Genomic DNA, 18,059 nt, shown 5'->3' with positions numbered 1-18,059 from the left:
CATTTGTTTACTCTCTTTATTTTGTTTTTGCCTGCTGTTGAGCAGGTCCTGAAAAATCCATTTTTTTATAAAATATAGGCAGCCGGTTTTCATCATGGGAAGGGCATTCCTTTAAGATTTCCAGGCCTGCTTTTTTAAGAGCCTTCACTCTGGTTCGGGTCAGTTTATATCCCGTTGTAAACAAAACCGGCATGGACCTTTTATCAATGGTGGCAATGATATCTTCAAGGTCCTCCCGTAGGAGAGGTTCTCCTCCGGTAAGTCCGATTACACTTGTTCCCAAGTCCTGGACATCGCATTATAAATGCAAACATCAAACGGGTGGTTGACAGTCAAGACGAAAATGAAAATGGATTGGGATCTGTCCGGCGGATTTATGCCTTACCCGGTGTGGCCTTTGAAGAATCCGTTGTCAGGTTCGAACCAAATCAGCTCATGGAGTATACTGTCAGTAAAGGAAGCCCCATAAAAAAACACAGGGGACGAATGGAATTTGCAGAAGATCAGGGAAAAACCAGGCTTACCTATTCCACTGAAGTTTCACCATTTTTTCGCAAAATTTCAAATTGCACGGAAGTTAAAATTTTTAAAAAAATATTAGTTGGTGTACAAAATGCAATTCAATTTTTATGCCAATATCTATTATTATTTCAATTAGTTACATAAATTCAATGCTTGTGAAACATCTCTTTTTGTGGTATAAAATATAGCATATAACCTGGGGTGGTGAAAATAAGCTGAAAAGGTTGAAAAATGATTTTGATTCAAGTTCCCATAAATATTCCCGTCTGAAGTCTGAATCACGAGCATTGTTGCAATCTGATTAAAATTTGATAGACACCCTCACTTCTTTATGTTAGGGGATAATAAATCCCTATAACATGAGGAGCAAAAATGGATACCCAAGAGCAAAAACCGAATAAAGTAGAAAATAAATATAAAAGCCCAATGTCGAAACTTGTTAGGTTTTTTGAGGGCAGCAGGAATGGGTGGAAAGAAAAGGCAAAAGACGCAAAGTACCAAATCAAGCTGCTCCGTAAAAAAGTTAAATATTTAGAGCAAAACAAAAATGAATTCAAAAAACGTTCAAAAAATCTTGAGATTGAGATTCAGCAAATGAAAGATAAAGAAAAAAGAATGTTGGCTGAAATAAATCGACTAAAAAAAAATCTTTGATTCAGGAAAGCAAGGCATCTCTTAAACAGTTTGAACAGAAGCCGAACTTTCATACCTATTCTTCCGGCCATGCCTTTTTGTTTATTTCATTGGTCCTTAATGCCTGTTCAAGCTTAAGAGGAGCGGAACGGACCTTGCTATTATTATCCACATTTTTGAACATTAATTTCACAACACCCTCATGGTATTCAGGACGTATTTGGCTGCTCCGCCTCGGTTATTACAAACTGACCCGGCCAAAAGTGATAGCCGATGACTGGATATGGATTGTTGACCATTCAGTTCAATGGGGTAAAGAAAAATGCCTGGCAATATTGGGAATCAGGCAAAGTCAACTCCCTGCTGCCGATACCATTCTTTGCCATGAAGATGTTGAACCCTTAGCATTATTTCCTGTAACCAAATCAAATGGTGATGTGGTCTATGCACAACTTCAAGAAACGATCTCGAAAACAGGTGTTCCAAAACAGATTATTAGTGATCATGGAACAGATGTCAAATCCGGAATCGAACGATTCTGTCAGGAATTTACCGATACTGTTTTTGTGTATGATATTACCCATAAAGCAGCCACAGTACTAAAACGAGAACTAAGCACCGATTATAAATGGATTGAATTCATCAGACTGGCAACAAGCACACGAAAACAAGTTCAACAAACACAACTGGCAGCCATCGCACCTCCTAATCAAAGGAGTAAGGCCCGATATATGAATGTAGAGCCATTGATTAAATGGGGTTTGGATAAGCTTTGTTTGCTTGATAATCCCAATGGCTTTTCATGTCTTGAATGTACAAGAGACCATATAACCCTGAAATTGGGGTGGTTGACCGATTTCAGGAGGGACCTTGAAGAATGGAAGGAACTTATCCATATTATCAAAGAGGCCGAAACATTTATTAAGTTTCAAGGGATTTATCGTAACTGCCATATTGATTTGATGATGCTTCCAACATTTAAGGCCAAAACACTCAGGGCAATGCGGATAAAAACAGAAATGCTTGATTTTGTTGAGCAAGAATCAAAAAAAGCCAGCAAAGATGAAAGATTGCTTGGTACGTCAGAAATCATAGAATCCGTTTTTGGAAAAATGAAGCGGCTTGAGCATGATCAGGCAAAAAGCGGATTCACCGTTTTTATTTTAAGTCTTGCCGCCATTGTTTCTAAAACCACAACAGAGATTGTTCACGAGGCGTTGGAAACAGTTCCCACAAAAAAAATTCACGAATGGTTCAAAGATAATATTGGCAAATCAGTCCAGGCCAAAAGAATGCAGGTCAATAATTGGATCAAAGATCAGGAACAAAAACAGAACCAAAAATATGCGTTTTAGCTATGTGATTTTCACCACCCCACATATAACCTGCTGAAATTAAACCCAAAAGGAGTAAAATCTCATGTTTATTTTACGCGATATCCTTAACCCCCTTCAAAATAAATTTTCATCCTGCAAACTTGGTACCCACCGGAGTAGATGGTTCGTTTATGCCCTGCTTTCATTCATTATCCCTTTTACCAGCTCCATCTCATCGAATATTCTTCGCTGTATGCATACTTTTTTTGGAATCGATATCAATAAACGAATATTCTATACTTTCATGGCATCGAATAAGCTGCCCTGGGATAAGCTCTGGGTAAAGTTGTGGGATACTATTCCAGATCCTCTAACTGACGGACGATTGCTGGTTGCCTTAGATGATTCTATCAACCCCAAAACCGGTAAAAAAATTTTTGGGTGTTCACACGTTTTTGACCATGCCGCTAAATCAAATCAAACAAAATATCCTTGGGCACAAAATGTGGTACTCCTTGGTTTGCTCAAATCCATAAAGGGCCGTTGGGCATGCCTGCCCCTTTCCTACAAATTTTATTTACCACTAAAAGCTATCACCGCAAAATTCGATAATATGAAAATTGCCGGAAAAATTCCCTTATTTAAAACAAAGCTGGAACAATCAGCGAATATGTTAGTTGAGCTGGCACATCATTTTAAAGGGGTCAATATTTTGTGTGCCTGTGATAGCTGGTTTGGTAATAACGGGCTGTACAAACCCACCAGAAGACATATTGGCAGTCTATTCGATTTGCTCTCACGGTTACGTTCCAATACCGTTCTATACTCTATAGTGTAGATTGTCGAGTTCAGATCCCAAAGATATTCCAAGCTATTTTACCATTATAATACATAAAGAAGAGCCCGGTAGAACTAACCTACCGGGCTCCATGTAGACAGCAGTCTACCGCCCTGAGCTATCCCTTGGCATCGGGGTCTCCCCTCGTATGCCTCCGTTTCACTCAGATATCTTTATCTGGTCGCAATTATAAATCAATTCGGCACTGATGGTTCGTTCTTGTCTGTAAAATGCCTCTGCTAAAAGCAGTGTCCCCATGTTCATAATTTGACGACGGTTCCCCCGGCAATGGGAAGACATAAGACTTAATGCATCCGGATCAAATAAAGTTTCCGCAACACGGGCATTGGAGAGTCTGAACTTTATGAACTCAAGACTTTCATTGTCATTCAAGGTGTTCAAATTAAATTGCCCAGTGAGCCTGGTCCTGACAGGGGACATGATTTGCAACTGAAGTCTTTTTTCAAGGGTTTCGTCACCCACAAGAATAAAGCTTGCAGCCACTGTCTCTTTGAGGGGATTAAACATGAGGGAACAGATATCCATCAACGATTCCTTTTCCATCAAGTGAGCATCATCAATGACAAACACCGGGAATACACTTCGGCTTTCCGATGCCATCTGCATGATTTGCTTTTGTAATTTAATCAGCAAAGGCACCGTCCTGCCATTAGTATCTACGCCAAGCACATCGGCAATGGCTTTGAGCATTCCGTTACGCTGCAAACCTCCGTAATGGACCAGGGCTGGCCTGTAACAATTTACATCAAGCCGGGATAAAACATAGTGGATCAATGTTGATTTTCCTGCACCTGACGGTCCGGACAGAGCAAAGCTTTTTCCTGTAGAGATCAAAGATAAAGCCGTTTTAAAAAAGCGGTTATCCTGGTCCCCTAAATAAGGTTGCTTTAAACGGTAAGTATCTGCAAAAGGGTGAAGTTTATAATCAAAAAATTCTGCTGGAGATTCTCCTTGGATTATGGGCATAATGTTCTCCTTATTTATTGGTTCGGATGTTCGAATCGCCTGGCATTGGCACTTGGATCAACAATGCGGGCTTTTTTCATGTCATGGCCGTAATAAAGACAGGTCCTGTCCCAGGGCATATAATAAATTGTTGCTCTGTCACCCGGCAGGCAGTCAGGAACCTCATACCTGGTTTTCTTAAACTGAATGGTGCAGTCGTTGTAAACCCGGCATCGCCGTTCCATTCTAAAAAGTGCCTCGATGTCGGTTGATGGGGGCAAAACCCGGCAGACGTTTTTAACCTGCATTCTTTTTTGTAAAGGAGAACATTTTAATGATGAGTGAATGGTTTCATGGTATTTACTGACCCATATTTTAAAACCATCATTGATCTGTTGGAGGGTCTTAAAATGTTTATCGCACAGGAATTGATCTCTTATGGTTCTGAACACTCGTTCAACTTTCCCACGGCCTTGGGGGATGTACGGTGGGGTATGGACCAGGTCAATACCGTTTCTAGCACATAATATTTTAAGGTGTCTACCGGCATAAGCTGCTCCATTATCGGTATAAAATCGTTGAGGGATGCCAAACCTTCTGACAGCTCCCATGAGATCATAAATCAAAGGTTCCACCGATTCGGTAAGATAGAATCCGCCATGAACAATAAAGCGACTGCTATCATCCAGAATGACATGGAGATAGGTCTTCCTTTTTTCCTTGCCTTTGAACAATTTCGGGCCATGGAGAAAGTCGGCAATCCATAGTTGACCGAAGTGATCAAACGCAAAAGGCCGTACCTTTCTTTCTGAATTAATGTGAGGGTCTCTTTGCAGGTTAGATGCTTTGGCAAACCTGTAAATTGCCGATCTACTTGGGCTTCGGCCATTCCATTTGCCGGTTTCCGTAAGCTCTATGATCATTTTGGCAGTCGTCCATCTTGGATGTTCCTCTCGCATGGCATACATTGCAGAACCAATATCATCTGGAATCTGGTGTTTGCCTTTATCTGATCTGACTTTCCCTGTAAGGCCAGGCAGGCCACAGCTAAGATAACGGTATCTCCATTTCCTCAAAGTTTCAGCACTCAGAGAAACATGGAATCCATCAGGATGTACGTAATGTTTCCAGGATGCCTGGTCCAGTAGTTCTCCCACAGGAATATCATTTGCATCTCTATGCAGAAGTGGGCTGATGATCCCATAACGCCACAAGGCGAGTTCGAATTTCTTGTCATTTTGTTCGCTCATTAAAACCTCCACTTAAAAAATTAAACTCCATGGAGGTTCAATTAACAAACTGACTGATTTTGTTATATATATGTTTTGTGTTGGTGGGTTTTCACCTCCACCGCTCCGGGTAAAAAGTCCAGGAAAAATCCCTGATAAATGGTGTCCATAATCGATCAGGAGAAAAACACGGTGAAGGGCTCCAAGAGGCTATGCCAGATTCTTGCTTGAGCCATTCTTGGATTGTTGAAGCTTTAATTAACCATCGTTGTATTCTTTGCCAATTATTGCTGGTATGCCGGGCAATATTTGCGATACTATTTCCTTGCTCATACATTTTGAGAACATACATAAGCATACACAAAGAGGCTCTGATGATTCGCAGAAATGCATGGGGCAGAATTGAAAAAGTTTTGCAAGGGCATAAATCATTATCACAGCGGTAGCGCTGAATATTTATTCTTTGATCATTAAACAAATATCGGTGGTAAAAGCCCCATTTTACATAGGTATGGTCGTTCCCACAGTGAGAGCAGCAAATAAGTGATTCACAATTTTTTCTTGTAATTTCTGACAAAACAGTTATCAATGAATTCCAGGATCGGGGCATGTGTTTCTCCTTTTTTTAAAAATAGTATTTTTAAAAGCGACAATGAGTAGATAACACATGCCCCCCCTCTTATCCCCCCCAAAAGGGGGGAGGAAGATAAAAGGCATCCGGCGGTTCCTGCTGGCTACGAAAAACTCGATTTTTTTCTTACAATAAAAAACCTGGAAAATATTACATGGGGATAATTGCGTGAGATTTTAGATGGGATTTGTGGGATGCCTTTGAGCTTCATTACAATAGCACCCAAAAGGAAACCAGGGCAACGTGGCAGAACACGAAAGTATGGAGATCGTTTAGGTTCATGCTCCGAGATGGCAGCTATGTTCAGATCACAAGCCTCAAAACTTAGCGTATTTCTTTATGGCGATTATCGTGAGGTCATGTTTTATTCCACTGTAGTCATACTAAAAACACTAAAATGCCCTGTCCGGGTAGTATGGGTATTTCGAAAAACCCAATGGGTTGCATTATTTTCAACGGATCTGGATCTGTCAATTAAACAGATCATCGAGTACTACGGTGCCAGATGGAAAATTGAATCTGGGTTTAAAGAAATTAAGCAGGAGATAGGCAGCAGTAAAAGCCAAACCCGCAATGCTCATGCCGTCATGAATCACATTCATTTCTCAATGATGGCTGCTACTATTGTTTGGATTTATGGTGCACGTCTTGAAAATATCCCGGAACGTCGACATAAGGTAAGAGGTCGGAACAGTTTTGCCTTCTCAGACCTCAGACATATCATAGCCAAAGCCGCATTGAGTGAGAATTTTGATGCTGTTTGCCATAGTCACCCCAAATCCTTGAAAAAATATTTCATTGACCTGCTGCTACGCATGGTTGCATGATCGTTACTCTTTGATTTCGGTGAAACTTTAGCTATTCCATTGATTTCGAACCGAAACTGCCGTTTTTCCTCCTGGGTTCCATCATAAAAAAAATTATTGAAAAACCGATGGTAGAAGGGTTGGCAAATCTTGCTGCCCGGTATGAGTCGTGAACATAAGAAAAGAGCAAAGGGGCAGAGAATTTCTCTGCCCCTTTGTTTAACAATGTTGTTCAACGATGTTGTTTAACGATTAAATTTATTATCTGACTTGGATTAGAAAGCCAGGGTTTTTTCCAGATCCTCAGCAGTGAAATCCCAGGTGGTTTTGTGGGGGGGGAGTTCTTCTGAGAAAAATTCCGGCAGCCGGTCATCCGCCTTAGTAAATCCGGCTCGTTTGTTGAATTCCAGTTCGTTCCTGAGGACCGATTTACCCAGCTCCATGATATCATCCGGCGTAAGTTTAAGACCGTATTGGGCGTTGATCATCTGGGCAATGGTGGGAAGTCCGTCTTCATTGTCCAGAACGGCAAAGGCCACAAAGAGACAGAGACCGGCGGCGTCAATGGCTGCCGTGGCGATCTGGAGGCCCTGGGAAAGTGCCACATTCCCTTCTTTTTTAAGGGGATCAATGGTGCCGCCCACACCCAGGATATTGGCGGTAACTCCGTATCCGGCCGTGTGGTCCGCCCCCATGGGCGTGGTGGCATAGGTGACGCCCTGGCCCTTGCAGGATCGGGGATCATAGGCAGGGAATGCCTGGTTTTTCGCCACGGCTACCCGGGTGACACCCAGGGCATCTCCGGTAAATTTTGCGCCACTGCCGATGATTTTGCCCACAGGGGCATATTCACCCACTTTGGAGAGAAGATCAATGGCAGCCTGTCCATCCCCCCAGGGGATCATGCCGCCTTCCATGGCAACGCCTATGGCAACACCTGTGTCAATGGTGTCCAGGCCAAAATCATCACAAAGCCTGTCCAGCATGGCGATCTGGTCCAGATCCTTTATGGTGGTGTGGGCGCCGAATGCCCAGATGGTCTCATATTCAAACCCTGAGGTGAGGTACTTGCCGTCCTTGTCATGGTAGACATTGGAGCATTTTATCACACAACCGGGATGGCAGCCTTCGGTGGTGATACCGCCTCTTTCTTTAATGTTTTCCGCCATGGTTTCGCCGCTGATGCTCTGGACATCCTCAAACCGACCGGTGCGAAAATTTTTGGTGGGCATGGTACCGGCTTCGTTGATCACGTTTACCAGGACGGCTGTGCCAAAGGCGGGCAGACCTTCACCGGTAACCGGATGATTCCGAAGCATTTCCACCCAGCGTTTGTTGGCTATTTTAAATGCTTCGGGATCTTTGATTTCTAACCTGGGAGCGCCTTTGTCGTCTACAACGATGGCTTTGATCCTTTTGGATCCCATGACAGCGCCAAGGCCGCCTCTGCCGTGGGCACGTCCGGGCCGGCCGTTCATGTCGGCCTGTTGAATGGAAGCCGCCTTGAGACATTGCTCGCCTGCCTGGCCAATGCTCATGATTCCTGTGTTTTTACCGTATTTTGCCCAGAGTTTTTCCATGACCTCATAGTTCCCGGCTTTAACAAGATCTCCGGCCGGCAAAATTTCTACCCCGTCCTTGTTGATGATAATGATGCTGTAATCGTCTGAATCTGGTTTGTCTTCAAGTACCAGGCCGGTGATGCCCAGTCTGGCCAGTTTTTGGGAAACATATCCCCCCGCGTTGCTCTCTTTGATCCCACCGGTAAGGGGGGACTTCGCCCCTGCGGATAACCGGCCGGAGTTGGCTGCGGGAGTGCCTGACATGATGCCAGGTGAAAAGACCAGCTTGTTGTTTTTTCCCAGGGGGTGACAGGTGGCCGGGACTTCGTCTAAAATTAGTTTAGAGGTCAGTGCGCGGCCCCCAAGACCTGCATAGGCTTCGGGTGTTTCTTCAAAAGTAAAGGTTTTTTCCTTGGTGTTTATCCTAAGTAATTTTCCCATTTTTCCTCCTTGGCATTGAAAGGTTTATAAAAGGTATGTTTTTAATTGAGTTGTACTCCTTTTGACGGGTACCAATAGCAATTCAGGCATGCCGATCATCTCAACAAGACCCATTTACTGAACCATGACATAATGACCCTTTCTTATATGTCATGGGATTTCCATCCAGTTCACCATAAATAAATACAACCCGTCTCTTCTATAAAATACTCTGTAAATCCTTGAATGTAAATAATTTCTTTATGGAATTTGACTCCCAGGTTTCATGCTGTCAAAATTAGAGGCGACCGGATTCAGATAATTCTGACAACCCTTCCATATCACAGATGAAAATAACCTTTGTTTTGACTTCGATCAATTGGGCGTCGGCCATTTTTTTGAAGATTCTTGAGATGGTTTCGGGGGTGGTCCCTATAAGATTTGAGAGCTGGGCTTTGGAAATGGGGAGGGTGACCTTTTTCTCATTCTTTTGTTCGGTTGCCAGGGTTAAAATATAGGCCGCCAGTCTGGCAGGAACTTCTTTGAGGCTCAGGTTTTCAATTTGTATGGTAAAGTCCCGCAGTCGTTTTGAAAGATCCGCCAGCATGTTCATGGAAAGTGCCGGGGTGGTTGTGATCAGGTTGACAAAGGAGTCCCGGGGCAGAAAAAGAATACTTGAATCTTCAATGGCCATGGCCGAGGCGGGGAAATTTTTGCCTTCAAAGACCGGTACCTCTCCAAAGGTATGGCCGGGCCCGTAAATATGGAGGATTTGCTCCTTTCCTTCAACGGAGAGTTTGAAAACCTTTATCTTCCCTGTATTTACTATATAAAATCCATCCCCTTTGTCTTGTTCCTGGAAGATGAGCTGACCCTTATTAAAGGGGCGATCAAGAGCAATGGCCTGGATTTTTTCAAGCTGGGGGGTTGAAAGTCCCGAGAAAAGCGGTATTGTCTTTAGTATATTAATGGTAGATTGCTCCCATAAATTTCGTAACCTAACTCCATTTATTTTTTTAACAAAAGTACAAAAAAAATTTGTAACTTGATCCAGATCAAGGTTTTATATCTCTCTCTATAGTAAGTTCATTTCAAGATGTAAAGATGAGAATGAAGACGAGAATAAAAATGAGATATAAAATAGTCATTGTTTTTCACCATAACCCAAGGAGAATGTAACATGTTTTGTTTTCAATGTCAGGAAGCCGCCAAAAATGAAGGGTGTACCATCAAGGGAATGTGCGGAAAAGAAAATACCACCGCCAATCTCCAGGATCTTTTGATTTTTAATCTCAAGGGAATTGCCGTTACCGCTCAAAAATCCAAGGCAGCCGGTGTTGCAGTCCCCAATTCAGCCGCCGCCTTTATCGGTCAGGGGCTCTTTACCACCATCACCAATACGAATTTCAATGATGAAAATCTGGTGGATTGGGTCAACCGTGCCCAGGTGGTAAAAAAAGAACTGGCCGCAGCGGCCGGCGATAAATTGGGCGGTGATCTCCACGAAAGCGCCACCTGGTATTCCAATGATGTGGCAACCTTCCAGGCAAAGGCGGAAGCGGTGGGTGTTCTGGCCACGGAAAATGAAGATGTCAGGTCCCTGAGGGAATTGTTGATCCTCGGCCTCAAGGGAATGGCTGCCTATGCAGACCATGCCGCAATTCTCGGGGTGGAAAAACAGGAGATCTGGGATTTCATGTACGAAAGCCTTGCCTCCACCACCCAAGATTTGTCCGTGGATGAGATGGTGGCCATGGTGCTTAAATGCGGCAGCGTCACCGTTACCACCATGGCAGCCCTGGACGAAGCCAATACAACCGCCTATGGTCATCCTGAAATATCAGAGGTTAATATCGGTGTGGGAACAAAATCGGGGATACTCATTTCCGGCCATGATCTTAAAGATATGGAAATGTTATTAAAACAGACTGAAGGTACCGGCGTGGATGTTTACACCCACGGGGAAATGCTTCCTGCCAACTATTATCCGGCCTTTAAGAAGTATGACCATTTGAAAGGCAATTACGGCGGGTCCTGGTGGCATCAGAATGAAGAGTTTGAGGCGTTTAACGGCCCCATCCTCATGACTACCAATTGCGTGGTGCCCATGAAAAAAAGCAACACCTATCTTCCCAAGCTTTATACCACAGGGGTTGCTTCCTACCCCGGGGCGGCCCATATTTCCCCGGAGAACGGAACCAAGGATTTTTCAGCTCTTGTTGAACAGGCCAAAACATGCGCTTCTCCCAAGGAGCTTGAGACGGGGAAAATTGTGGGCGGGTTTGCTCACAACCAGGTGCTGGCACTGGCCGATAAGGTGGTTGCCGCGGTGAAATCCGGTGCCATTAAACGGTTTGTGGTCATGGCCGGATGCGATGGTCGTCATAAAAGCCGTAATTATTTTACCGAAGTTGCTGAAAAATTGCCCCAGGATGCCGTCATTCTGACCGCAGGATGTGCCAAGTATCGCTATAATAAACTGAACCTGGGCGATATCGGCGGTATCCCAAGGGTTTTGGATGCCGGTCAGTGCAACGATTGTTACTCTTTGGCGGTTATCGCCCTGAAACTTAAGGAAGTCTTTGAGCTGGACGACATCAATGACCTGCCTATTTCTTTTGATATCGGATGGTATGAGCAAAAAGCCGTTGCCGTTCTTCTGGCATTGCTTTCTTTGGGAATCAAAGGCATTCGCCTGGGGCCAACCTTGCCAGCCTTTGTTTCTCCGGCTGTACTGAACGTGCTGGTTGAAAATTTTAACATTAAAGCCATTACCGAGCCAGAGGCTGATATTGAAGCCATGATGCAGGGTAAGTAAATTATTAAAATGGGCAGGCAGGAGAACTTGTCTCCTGCCTGCTGCTCCCCACAGGTCTTAAAGGAAGGAGGGTAACTCATGCAATGCCCAGGACAGGATACTCAATACTGGAATAAGGATGCGATTTTTGAAATAAAATGCCCGGAATGTGGACATCCCATGGAATTTTTCAAGGATGATGCCACCCGTCGCTGTGGCAATTGCAAGAAAAAAATTGTAAATCCAAAGATGGATTTTGGATGTGCCTCCTATTGCAAATTTGCCGAACAATGCCTGGGAACTTTACCCGATGGCTTTCTGGCAAAGCGGGACGACCTTCTTAAAGATAGGGTGGCGGTGGCGATGAAACGCTATTTTCGCACGGATTTTAAACGCATCGGCCATGCCGGTAAAGTTGCCAGGTATGCCGAACAAATTGGTAAACGAGAAAAGGCAAATCTGGCGGTGGTTTTGTGTGCTGCCTATCTCCATGATATTGGTATAAAGGCTGCCGAAGAAAAATACAATTCTTCTGCTGCCGAATATCAGGAACAAGAAGGCCCACCCGTGGCAAGGGGGCTTATGGAAGATCTAGGGGCCAAAAAAGAGCTTGTTGAAGAAGTTTGCGACATTATTGGCCATCATCATCATCCGGGTGGGGATGAGAGTTTGAATTTTAAGGTTCTCCATGATGCAGATATGCTGACCAATATGGCTGAATGCAAGGATAGAAAAGGGATTGATACGCCTGAGTTTCTGGCAAAGCTTGACCGGCTTTTTTTGACGGAATCGGGAAATGATTTGGCAAAAGAAGTCTTAATGCAGGACAATTAAAAAGTCATGGGATGCGGTAACTGCAATTCCTTGTAAGGAGAATAAAATGATAGTAACTCGAAATATAATTGAGATTGATGAAGAACTCTGTGACGGATGCGGCAATTGTATTCTGGCCTGTGCCGAAGGTGCCATTCAGATTGTGGAGGGAAAAGCCAAGGTTATTGCCGATAAATATTGCGACGGTCTGGGTGCGTGCCTGGGAGACTGCCCCCAGGGAGCCCTGAAGGTGATTCAACGGGAAGCAGATGAATTTGACGAAGAAGCAGTTGAAGAATTGCTCGAACAGCAGAAAAAGGACAAAAAAGCCCCTGTTTCCAGCGGGTGTCCCTCTGCTGCCTTGAAAACCTTTCCCATTGCAGATGAGGGACATGCCTGCAATTGTGCCAATGAAGCAAAATCACAACCCTCCGGTGGTCCTTCTGCCCTGGGCCATTGGCCGGTGAAAATTCGCCTGGTCCCGGCCGGTGCTCCCTTTTTAAAAGGATCGGATCTGTTGATTGCCGCTGATTGTGTTACCGTGGCCTATCCTTCTTTTCATAAAGATTTCCTAAAAGGCAAGACCGTCATGACCGGCTGCCCCAAGTTTGATGATGCGGATAGCTATGTGGACAAGCTTGCCCAGGTATTTGCCGAGTCCGGTATCAAGAGTATCACTTCGGTGGTCATGGAAGTACCCTGTTGTTCAGGCATGGCCGGGATTATCAAAAAAGCCCTTGAGCGAGCAGGGGTGGATCTTCCCTTTAAAGAAGTTGTTATCAGTGCCCAGGGAAAAATTCTTTCATGAAATGGACTGTTGAAGCCGAAGCAGCCATAAAAAGCGTACCTTTCTTCGTTCGAAAAAAGGTACGTCAACGAGTGGAAGCCCATGCCCAGAGCTGTGGCAAACGAGAGGTGGGGTTAGAAGATGTTACCTCCCTGAAAAAACAATTTTTGTCCAAGGGCGGTATGGAAAAAGAGATGCGGGGCTATGATATTTCCACCTGTTTCGGGGGGGAGGGCTGCCCCAATAGCGCTAACTCCTGTGCTAAACTTCTTGGGGGCATTACCGCCCTCATGGAAGAGGCGGATATCCTTTCCTTTTTAAAGCAAAGTGTACCCGGCGATTTAAAATTTCACCATGAATTCAGGGTTTCCTTGTCAGACTGTCCCAATGCCTGTTCCCGTCCCCAGATTGTGGACATTGGTATTATCGGGGCTGCCCGGCCTGTGGCAGGGACAAAAGAGTGCACCCAATGCATGGCTTGTGTGGATGCCTGCCCGGATAAAGCGATCTGTTTCGATGAAATAAAAGAATACCCCGTCATTGACCCGGATCTTTGTATGGCCTGTGGCAAATGCATCACCGCCTGTCCCACGGGTACCATTGCGGAATCGGAACGAGGGTTTCGGGTGCTGCTGGGGGGAAGGCTTGGCCGTCATCCTCGATTGGCCATGGAAGTGCCCGGAATCCAATCACGGCAAAAGGTTCTGGCCATTGTTGAAAATTGTTTAACCTTTTACAAAATCCATTCAACGAACGGCCAACGCTTTTCTAAAATTCTCGCTTCCCTGGATCAAGTTCTTCCATAACCCTTGTCTGATAAGGCTCACCTGATAAGGCTCACCTGACGACAGCTGTTCAAAGATTGCGGCTGTCAATTCAACGCTAAAATGGTAGGATGGGAATTGATGAAGATAAAATATTATTATTTAATTCAAATCCAATACCTAGGGTTTCGGTACCATGGCTGGTTAAAACAGCCGGGTCTAAAAACCATTGAATCCATGGTGAAAAAGACCCTTGGTTATATTTTGGGCCCTGGAAAATATAAACTTCTGGGCACCAGCCGGACCGATTCAAAGGTCTCTGCAAACCATTCGGCATTTGAGTTGTTTACAGATGCGCCCCTTGAGCCAGATCCCTTTCTCATGGAATTGAATTTAAACCTGCCCAATGACATTCGCGTTTTGAAAATTACGGCAGTTGATAAAAGTTTTAATATCATCAACAGCCCCAGGACAAAGGAATATCTCTATCTATTCTCCTTTGGTGAAAAACCCCATCCCTTCAGTGCGCCTTTGATCAGTTCCTTTCAGGATTTTCTGGATATTGAGCTGATGAAACAAGGGGCTAAAATTTTTTTAGGCCCCCATGATTTCAGACGATACTGTACAAAGCCCAAGCCCGGCACTCAATTTAAAAGAGATATTCTTGTCAGCCAAATTGAAGAAAACAGGGCCTTTTCAGCTAGTTTTTTCCCGGAAAAAAGTTATGCCTATCGCATTGAGTCCAGGGGATTCATGCGAAACCAGGTCCGGTTGATCATGGGGCAGCTTTTAAGCCTTGGCAGGGGGGAGATTTGTTTGGCAGAGGTCAGGGAGTCTCTTGGGGGAAAGGCCGGCCACCCATTAAGATATATTGCCCCCGCCTCGGGTTTGATTTTAAATAAAATTGAGTTTGACTAGTTTGGGGAGTTGCGCCGGGTCTCGGGAAAATTTGTAAGAAAAATTACTACAGCACAATCAGAAATCCTCCAATTGATCCTTTGAATCCTTATTGCTACTTTGATAATCGGTAAAGAAAGTTTGTTAATTGTTTTTTTATTCAATACCCATTAAAGGAGAATCGTATGAAAGCGAAACGTTTATTGGTCATCGGTTTTATCGCAGTGGTTTCAATGGCATTCTGCCAGTCAGCATTTGCCAAGGATAGAATTGTCTTTGGCGGCGGACCTGCCGGCGGTACCTTTCAGGTGGTTGCCAATGCTATTCAGGTGTACAAGCCCATGAAGAAAGTGACTGAATTCAAGGTGCAGGCACAGTCTTCAGCCGGTTCTGTGGAAAACCTGAGAAAAACAAATTCCGGCAAACAGCAGATGAGCGTTGTGTATTCCGGACACGTTTATCTTGGACGCAATGGTATGATGAAAAATGATACCAAAAAATACGAAGACGTTCTGGCCGTTGCATGGCTCTATGGCGCTCCTGGTCAACTGGTTGTCCATGCTGATTCAGGTATCAAAAGCGTGAAGGACCTGGTGGGTAAAAAAGTGGGTGTGGGGAATGCCGGTTCAGGCGCCTTTGCCAATTGCGAACTTTTTTTCAGCCACATGGGCGTTTGGGATAAAATTGAAAGAAATGCAATGGGTTACAACGATGCAGCCCAGGCCTTTGGTAACAACCAACTGGATGCCTTCTGGTTGTTCACCGCCTTTCCTTCCGGTGCCGTTATCATGGCTGCCCAGACCAATGACATCGCTCTGGTTAACCTGGATGCAGATGCAAAAGCCAGTGGTTTTTATGATAAATATCCCTACTTTGCAAAACTTACCATTCCTGCCAATACCTATAAAGGCGTAGATTATGATTCTCCTTCCTTTCAGGATTCCGCCCTGTGGGTAGCAAACGCCAAAGTTTCCAATGAAGCCGTTTACAAAATGCTCTCTCTTATCTATACCGATGAAGGACTTGCCCACATGAAAGAGCAGAAAAAGACATTTAAACTCATGTCCCTTAAAACCGGAGCTGATGGTGTTGTGACTCCCTTTCATCCCGGTGCTGAAAAATTCTGGAAAGAAAAAGGTGCTTTATAAGACCTGAGCCTCTATGTCTAATGTTCAGGTACGCGGCGTTGCCCGTGCCTGAACCAAAACCCCACTAAAGTCGTCCCGCGCATCTCTAATAATTTTTTACCATAGGAAGGCAAACCGTGTATGAAAAACTAAATCGATTCGAGCAAATTGTATTTGATATCTGCTCGGTGCTCCTGGTCGTTTTTTACTCTTGGGCAGCTGTGGTGCAGCCCATGGCCACCCAGTATCACAGGGGTGTCTATGTTATTATCACCTATGTTCTAGCCTTCCTTTTGTACAAAGCCAAAACAAAAATCGGGCGAGTCATTGATTACCTGCTGATTTTGGGTTCCGTGGTATCCATCGGGTATTGGATTATCATGTTTGAAGTCATCAACTACAGAACCGGGGCAGAAACTACAACCGACGCGGTGTTTGCCATCATCGGAGTGCTCATCGGGATTGAACTGGCCCGCCGGGTGGTGGGTAGTGTATTTGTGATCCTGGGTACCGTCATGATGCTCTACGGGGTATACGGATACCTGGCCCCGGATCTGGTCTCCCATGCAGGCGCTCCCTTTACCGAACTGTGTGTCAGTATTTTTTATAAGAGTGACGGGGTTTTTGGTATCATGGCCAATGTGTTGGCCACCTATGTGATCCTCTTTGTCTTGTTTGGCGCTTTCCTGGAAAAATGCGGGGCCCAGAAATTTTTCATCGACTGGCCCTTGGCGGCGGTGGGTCATAAAATCGGGGGACCTGCCAAGGTCTCTGTTATTGCTTCGGGTTTGTTCGGGTCCATTTCAGGGTCTGCCATTGCCAATACCGTATCAACGGGTATGTTCACCATTCCCATGATGAAAAAGGCCGGATTCAAGCCCCATATCGCCGGTGGTATTGAACCAGCAGCTTCCATTGGCGGCATGTTCATGCCCCCCATCATGGGAGCAGGCGGGTTTATCATGGCGGAATTGACAGGCGTCCCTTATTCAACCATCATGCTGGTGGCCATTTTTCCTGCCTTGATGTATTTTTTCTCGGTATTTTGCATGGTCCATTATGAAGCCAAAAAAAACGATATCGTGGGAGAAAAGTCTGAATTTTCCGCCATGGAAATTTTCAAAAAACAATGGTTTTATATCATGCCCCTGGTGGTCATTACCATTTTCATGCTTTATGGATTTTCCCCGGGGTATTCGGCCATTTTAGGGCTTGTTTCCTGTATCGCTGTCTCCTATGTGAGAAAAGATACAAGGATCGGTCCCAAACAATTTGTCCAAGCGTCCAGATCTGGGACTGAAAACAGTTTAAAGATCGGTGCCACCGTGGGCGTCATCGGTATTATTATCGGGGTGCTGACTTTTTCCGGCCTGGTGTTGACCTTTGCCGACATCATGATTGAACTTGCCGGCGGCTCCTTGCTGCTGACCATTTTCTTGGTGGCCCTGGCCTCCCTGGTACTGGGGATGGGGGTTCCGGTAACGGCCGCCTACCTTATAACGGCTGTTGTGGCTGTCCCGGCCCTGACCCATTTGGGGGTCAATGAAATAGCCGCTCACATGATCGTCTACTGGCTGTCCCAGGATTCCAATATAACCCCGCCGGTATGTATTGCTGCATTTGCCGGGGCCACCATTGCCAAGGCCAACATGTGGCGGACGGCTTTTTCCGCCTTTAAGTTTGCAAAGTTCCTCTATCTGGGTCCCATTTTGTTCGGGTATGTTCCGGGATTTTCCCTTAACGGAAGTTCCATGGATATTATCAAGGCTTTTATTGCCATCTTTTTCGGGACTTGGCTCTATTCCTGGATATTAAGCGGTATCTGGATCAAGTACCTGAAAGATTTCTTTTCAAAGAAAACCACATCCTAGAAGTTTTTTATCGCAGTTTGTCAGCCATAGAGAATAAAGATCACCCCCAGTTATGTCCCTGATAAGGGTCCTTGCCAGGG

General features: G+C 44.8%; 18 protein-coding genes. 13 read left to right on the top strand and 5 right to left on the bottom strand.

Annotated elements, in window-relative coordinates; translation table 11 throughout:
- Window positions 1-16: 16 nt before the first annotated feature.
- Window positions 17-283 (bottom strand): radical SAM protein, encoded by a 267-nt coding sequence (locus ACZ45G_RS28615; protein WP_464173998.1) that lies wholly within the window; start codon window positions 281-283, stop codon window positions 17-19.
- Between the two features lie 203 nt (window positions 284-486).
- On the opposite strand from ACZ45G_RS28615, the gene ACZ45G_RS28610 reads away from it, so the two are divergent.
- The 4 genes from ACZ45G_RS28610 (at window position 487) to ACZ45G_RS28595 (ending at window position 3,309) form a co-directional block, all read left to right on the top strand.
- Complete coding sequence (locus ACZ45G_RS28610) at window positions 487-666, top strand: hypothetical protein (protein ID WP_464173997.1); 180 nt, start codon at window positions 487-489, stop codon at window positions 664-666.
- 228 nt (window positions 667-894) lie between these two features.
- Window positions 895-1,176 carry a hypothetical protein gene (locus tag ACZ45G_RS28605; RefSeq protein ID WP_464173996.1) on the top strand — a complete coding sequence of 94 codons (282 nt, stop codon included), beginning with the start codon at window positions 895-897 and terminating at the stop codon, window positions 1,174-1,176.
- 134 nt (window positions 1,177-1,310) lie between these two features.
- A complete protein-coding gene (locus ACZ45G_RS28600; protein ID WP_464173995.1) occupies window positions 1,311-2,510 on the top strand; it encodes a hypothetical protein in 1,200 nt (399 codons plus the stop codon).
- Window positions 2,511-2,574: 64 nt separating this feature from the next.
- Window positions 2,575-3,309: an IS701 family transposase gene (locus ACZ45G_RS28595; RefSeq protein ID WP_464173994.1), complete on the top strand. Its 735-nt coding sequence runs from the start codon at window positions 2,575-2,577 to the stop codon at window positions 3,307-3,309.
- Window positions 3,310-3,468: 159 nt separating this feature from the next.
- Here ACZ45G_RS28595 and ACZ45G_RS28590 read toward each other — a convergent pair whose 3' ends face one another.
- Both ACZ45G_RS28590 and ACZ45G_RS28585 read right to left on the bottom strand, forming a co-directional pair.
- A complete protein-coding gene (locus tag ACZ45G_RS28590) occupies window positions 3,469-4,296 on the bottom strand; it encodes an ExeA family protein (protein WP_464173993.1) in 828 nt (275 codons plus the stop codon).
- Window positions 4,297-4,310: 14 nt separating this feature from the next.
- A complete protein-coding gene (locus ACZ45G_RS28585) occupies window positions 4,311-5,525 on the bottom strand; it encodes a DDE-type integrase/transposase/recombinase (RefSeq protein WP_464173992.1) in 1,215 nt (404 codons plus the stop codon).
- Between the two features lie 774 nt (window positions 5,526-6,299).
- On the opposite strand from ACZ45G_RS28585, the gene ACZ45G_RS28580 reads away from it, so the two are divergent.
- Window positions 6,300-6,962, top strand: coding sequence for an IS701 family transposase (locus ACZ45G_RS28580; RefSeq protein WP_464173991.1), 663 nt, complete (start codon window positions 6,300-6,302; stop codon window positions 6,960-6,962).
- Between the two features lie 254 nt (window positions 6,963-7,216).
- Here the strand turns inward: ACZ45G_RS28580 and ACZ45G_RS28575 are convergent, their stop codons facing one another.
- Window positions 7,217-8,944 carry an aldehyde ferredoxin oxidoreductase family protein gene (locus ACZ45G_RS28575; protein ID WP_464173990.1) on the bottom strand — a complete coding sequence of 576 codons (1,728 nt, stop codon included), beginning with the start codon at window positions 8,942-8,944 and terminating at the stop codon, window positions 7,217-7,219.
- 277 nt (window positions 8,945-9,221) lie between these two features.
- Entirely contained in the window at window positions 9,222-9,752 is a 531-nt protein-coding gene (locus ACZ45G_RS28570) for a Crp/Fnr family transcriptional regulator (RefSeq protein WP_464180045.1), read from the bottom strand.
- Between ACZ45G_RS28570 and ACZ45G_RS28565 the strand changes: the two genes are divergently transcribed.
- The 8 genes from ACZ45G_RS28565 (at window position 9,687) to ACZ45G_RS28530 (ending at window position 17,979) form a co-directional block, all read left to right on the top strand.
- Complete coding sequence (locus ACZ45G_RS28565; RefSeq protein ID WP_464173989.1) at window positions 9,687-9,854, top strand: hypothetical protein; 168 nt, start codon at window positions 9,687-9,689, stop codon at window positions 9,852-9,854. The genes ACZ45G_RS28570 and ACZ45G_RS28565 overlap by 66 nt on opposite strands.
- A 249-nt stretch (window positions 9,855-10,103) precedes the next feature.
- A complete protein-coding gene (gene hcp, locus ACZ45G_RS28560; RefSeq protein WP_464173988.1) occupies window positions 10,104-11,741 on the top strand; it encodes a hydroxylamine reductase in 1,638 nt (545 codons plus the stop codon).
- 78 nt (window positions 11,742-11,819) lie between these two features.
- Window positions 11,820-12,554: an HD domain-containing protein gene (locus ACZ45G_RS28555; protein WP_464173987.1), complete on the top strand. Its 735-nt coding sequence runs from the start codon at window positions 11,820-11,822 to the stop codon at window positions 12,552-12,554.
- A 46-nt stretch (window positions 12,555-12,600) separates the two neighbouring features.
- A complete protein-coding gene (locus ACZ45G_RS28550; RefSeq protein ID WP_464173986.1) occupies window positions 12,601-13,341 on the top strand; it encodes an ATP-binding protein in 741 nt (246 codons plus the stop codon).
- Window positions 13,338-14,126: a 4Fe-4S binding protein gene (locus tag ACZ45G_RS28545; RefSeq protein WP_464173985.1), complete on the top strand. Its 789-nt coding sequence runs from the start codon at window positions 13,338-13,340 to the stop codon at window positions 14,124-14,126. Before ACZ45G_RS28550 ends, ACZ45G_RS28545 begins: the two co-directional genes overlap by 4 nt.
- Window positions 14,127-14,225: 99 nt before the next feature.
- Window positions 14,226-15,002, top strand: coding sequence for a tRNA pseudouridine synthase A (locus ACZ45G_RS28540; protein WP_464173984.1), 777 nt, complete (start codon window positions 14,226-14,228; stop codon window positions 15,000-15,002).
- Window positions 15,003-15,166: 164 nt separating this feature from the next.
- Window positions 15,167-16,129 carry a TAXI family TRAP transporter solute-binding subunit gene (locus ACZ45G_RS28535; RefSeq protein WP_464173983.1) on the top strand — a complete coding sequence of 321 codons (963 nt, stop codon included), beginning with the start codon at window positions 15,167-15,169 and terminating at the stop codon, window positions 16,127-16,129.
- 116 nt (window positions 16,130-16,245) lie between these two features.
- Window positions 16,246-17,979: a TRAP transporter permease gene (locus ACZ45G_RS28530; RefSeq protein WP_464173982.1), complete on the top strand. Its 1,734-nt coding sequence runs from the start codon at window positions 16,246-16,248 to the stop codon at window positions 17,977-17,979.
- The last annotated feature ends 80 nt before the right edge of the window (window positions 17,980-18,059 follow it).

The organism is Desulfoconvexum algidum (genome assembly GCF_055382125.1).
This window is presented reverse-complemented; position numbering and strand designations above follow the sequence as displayed.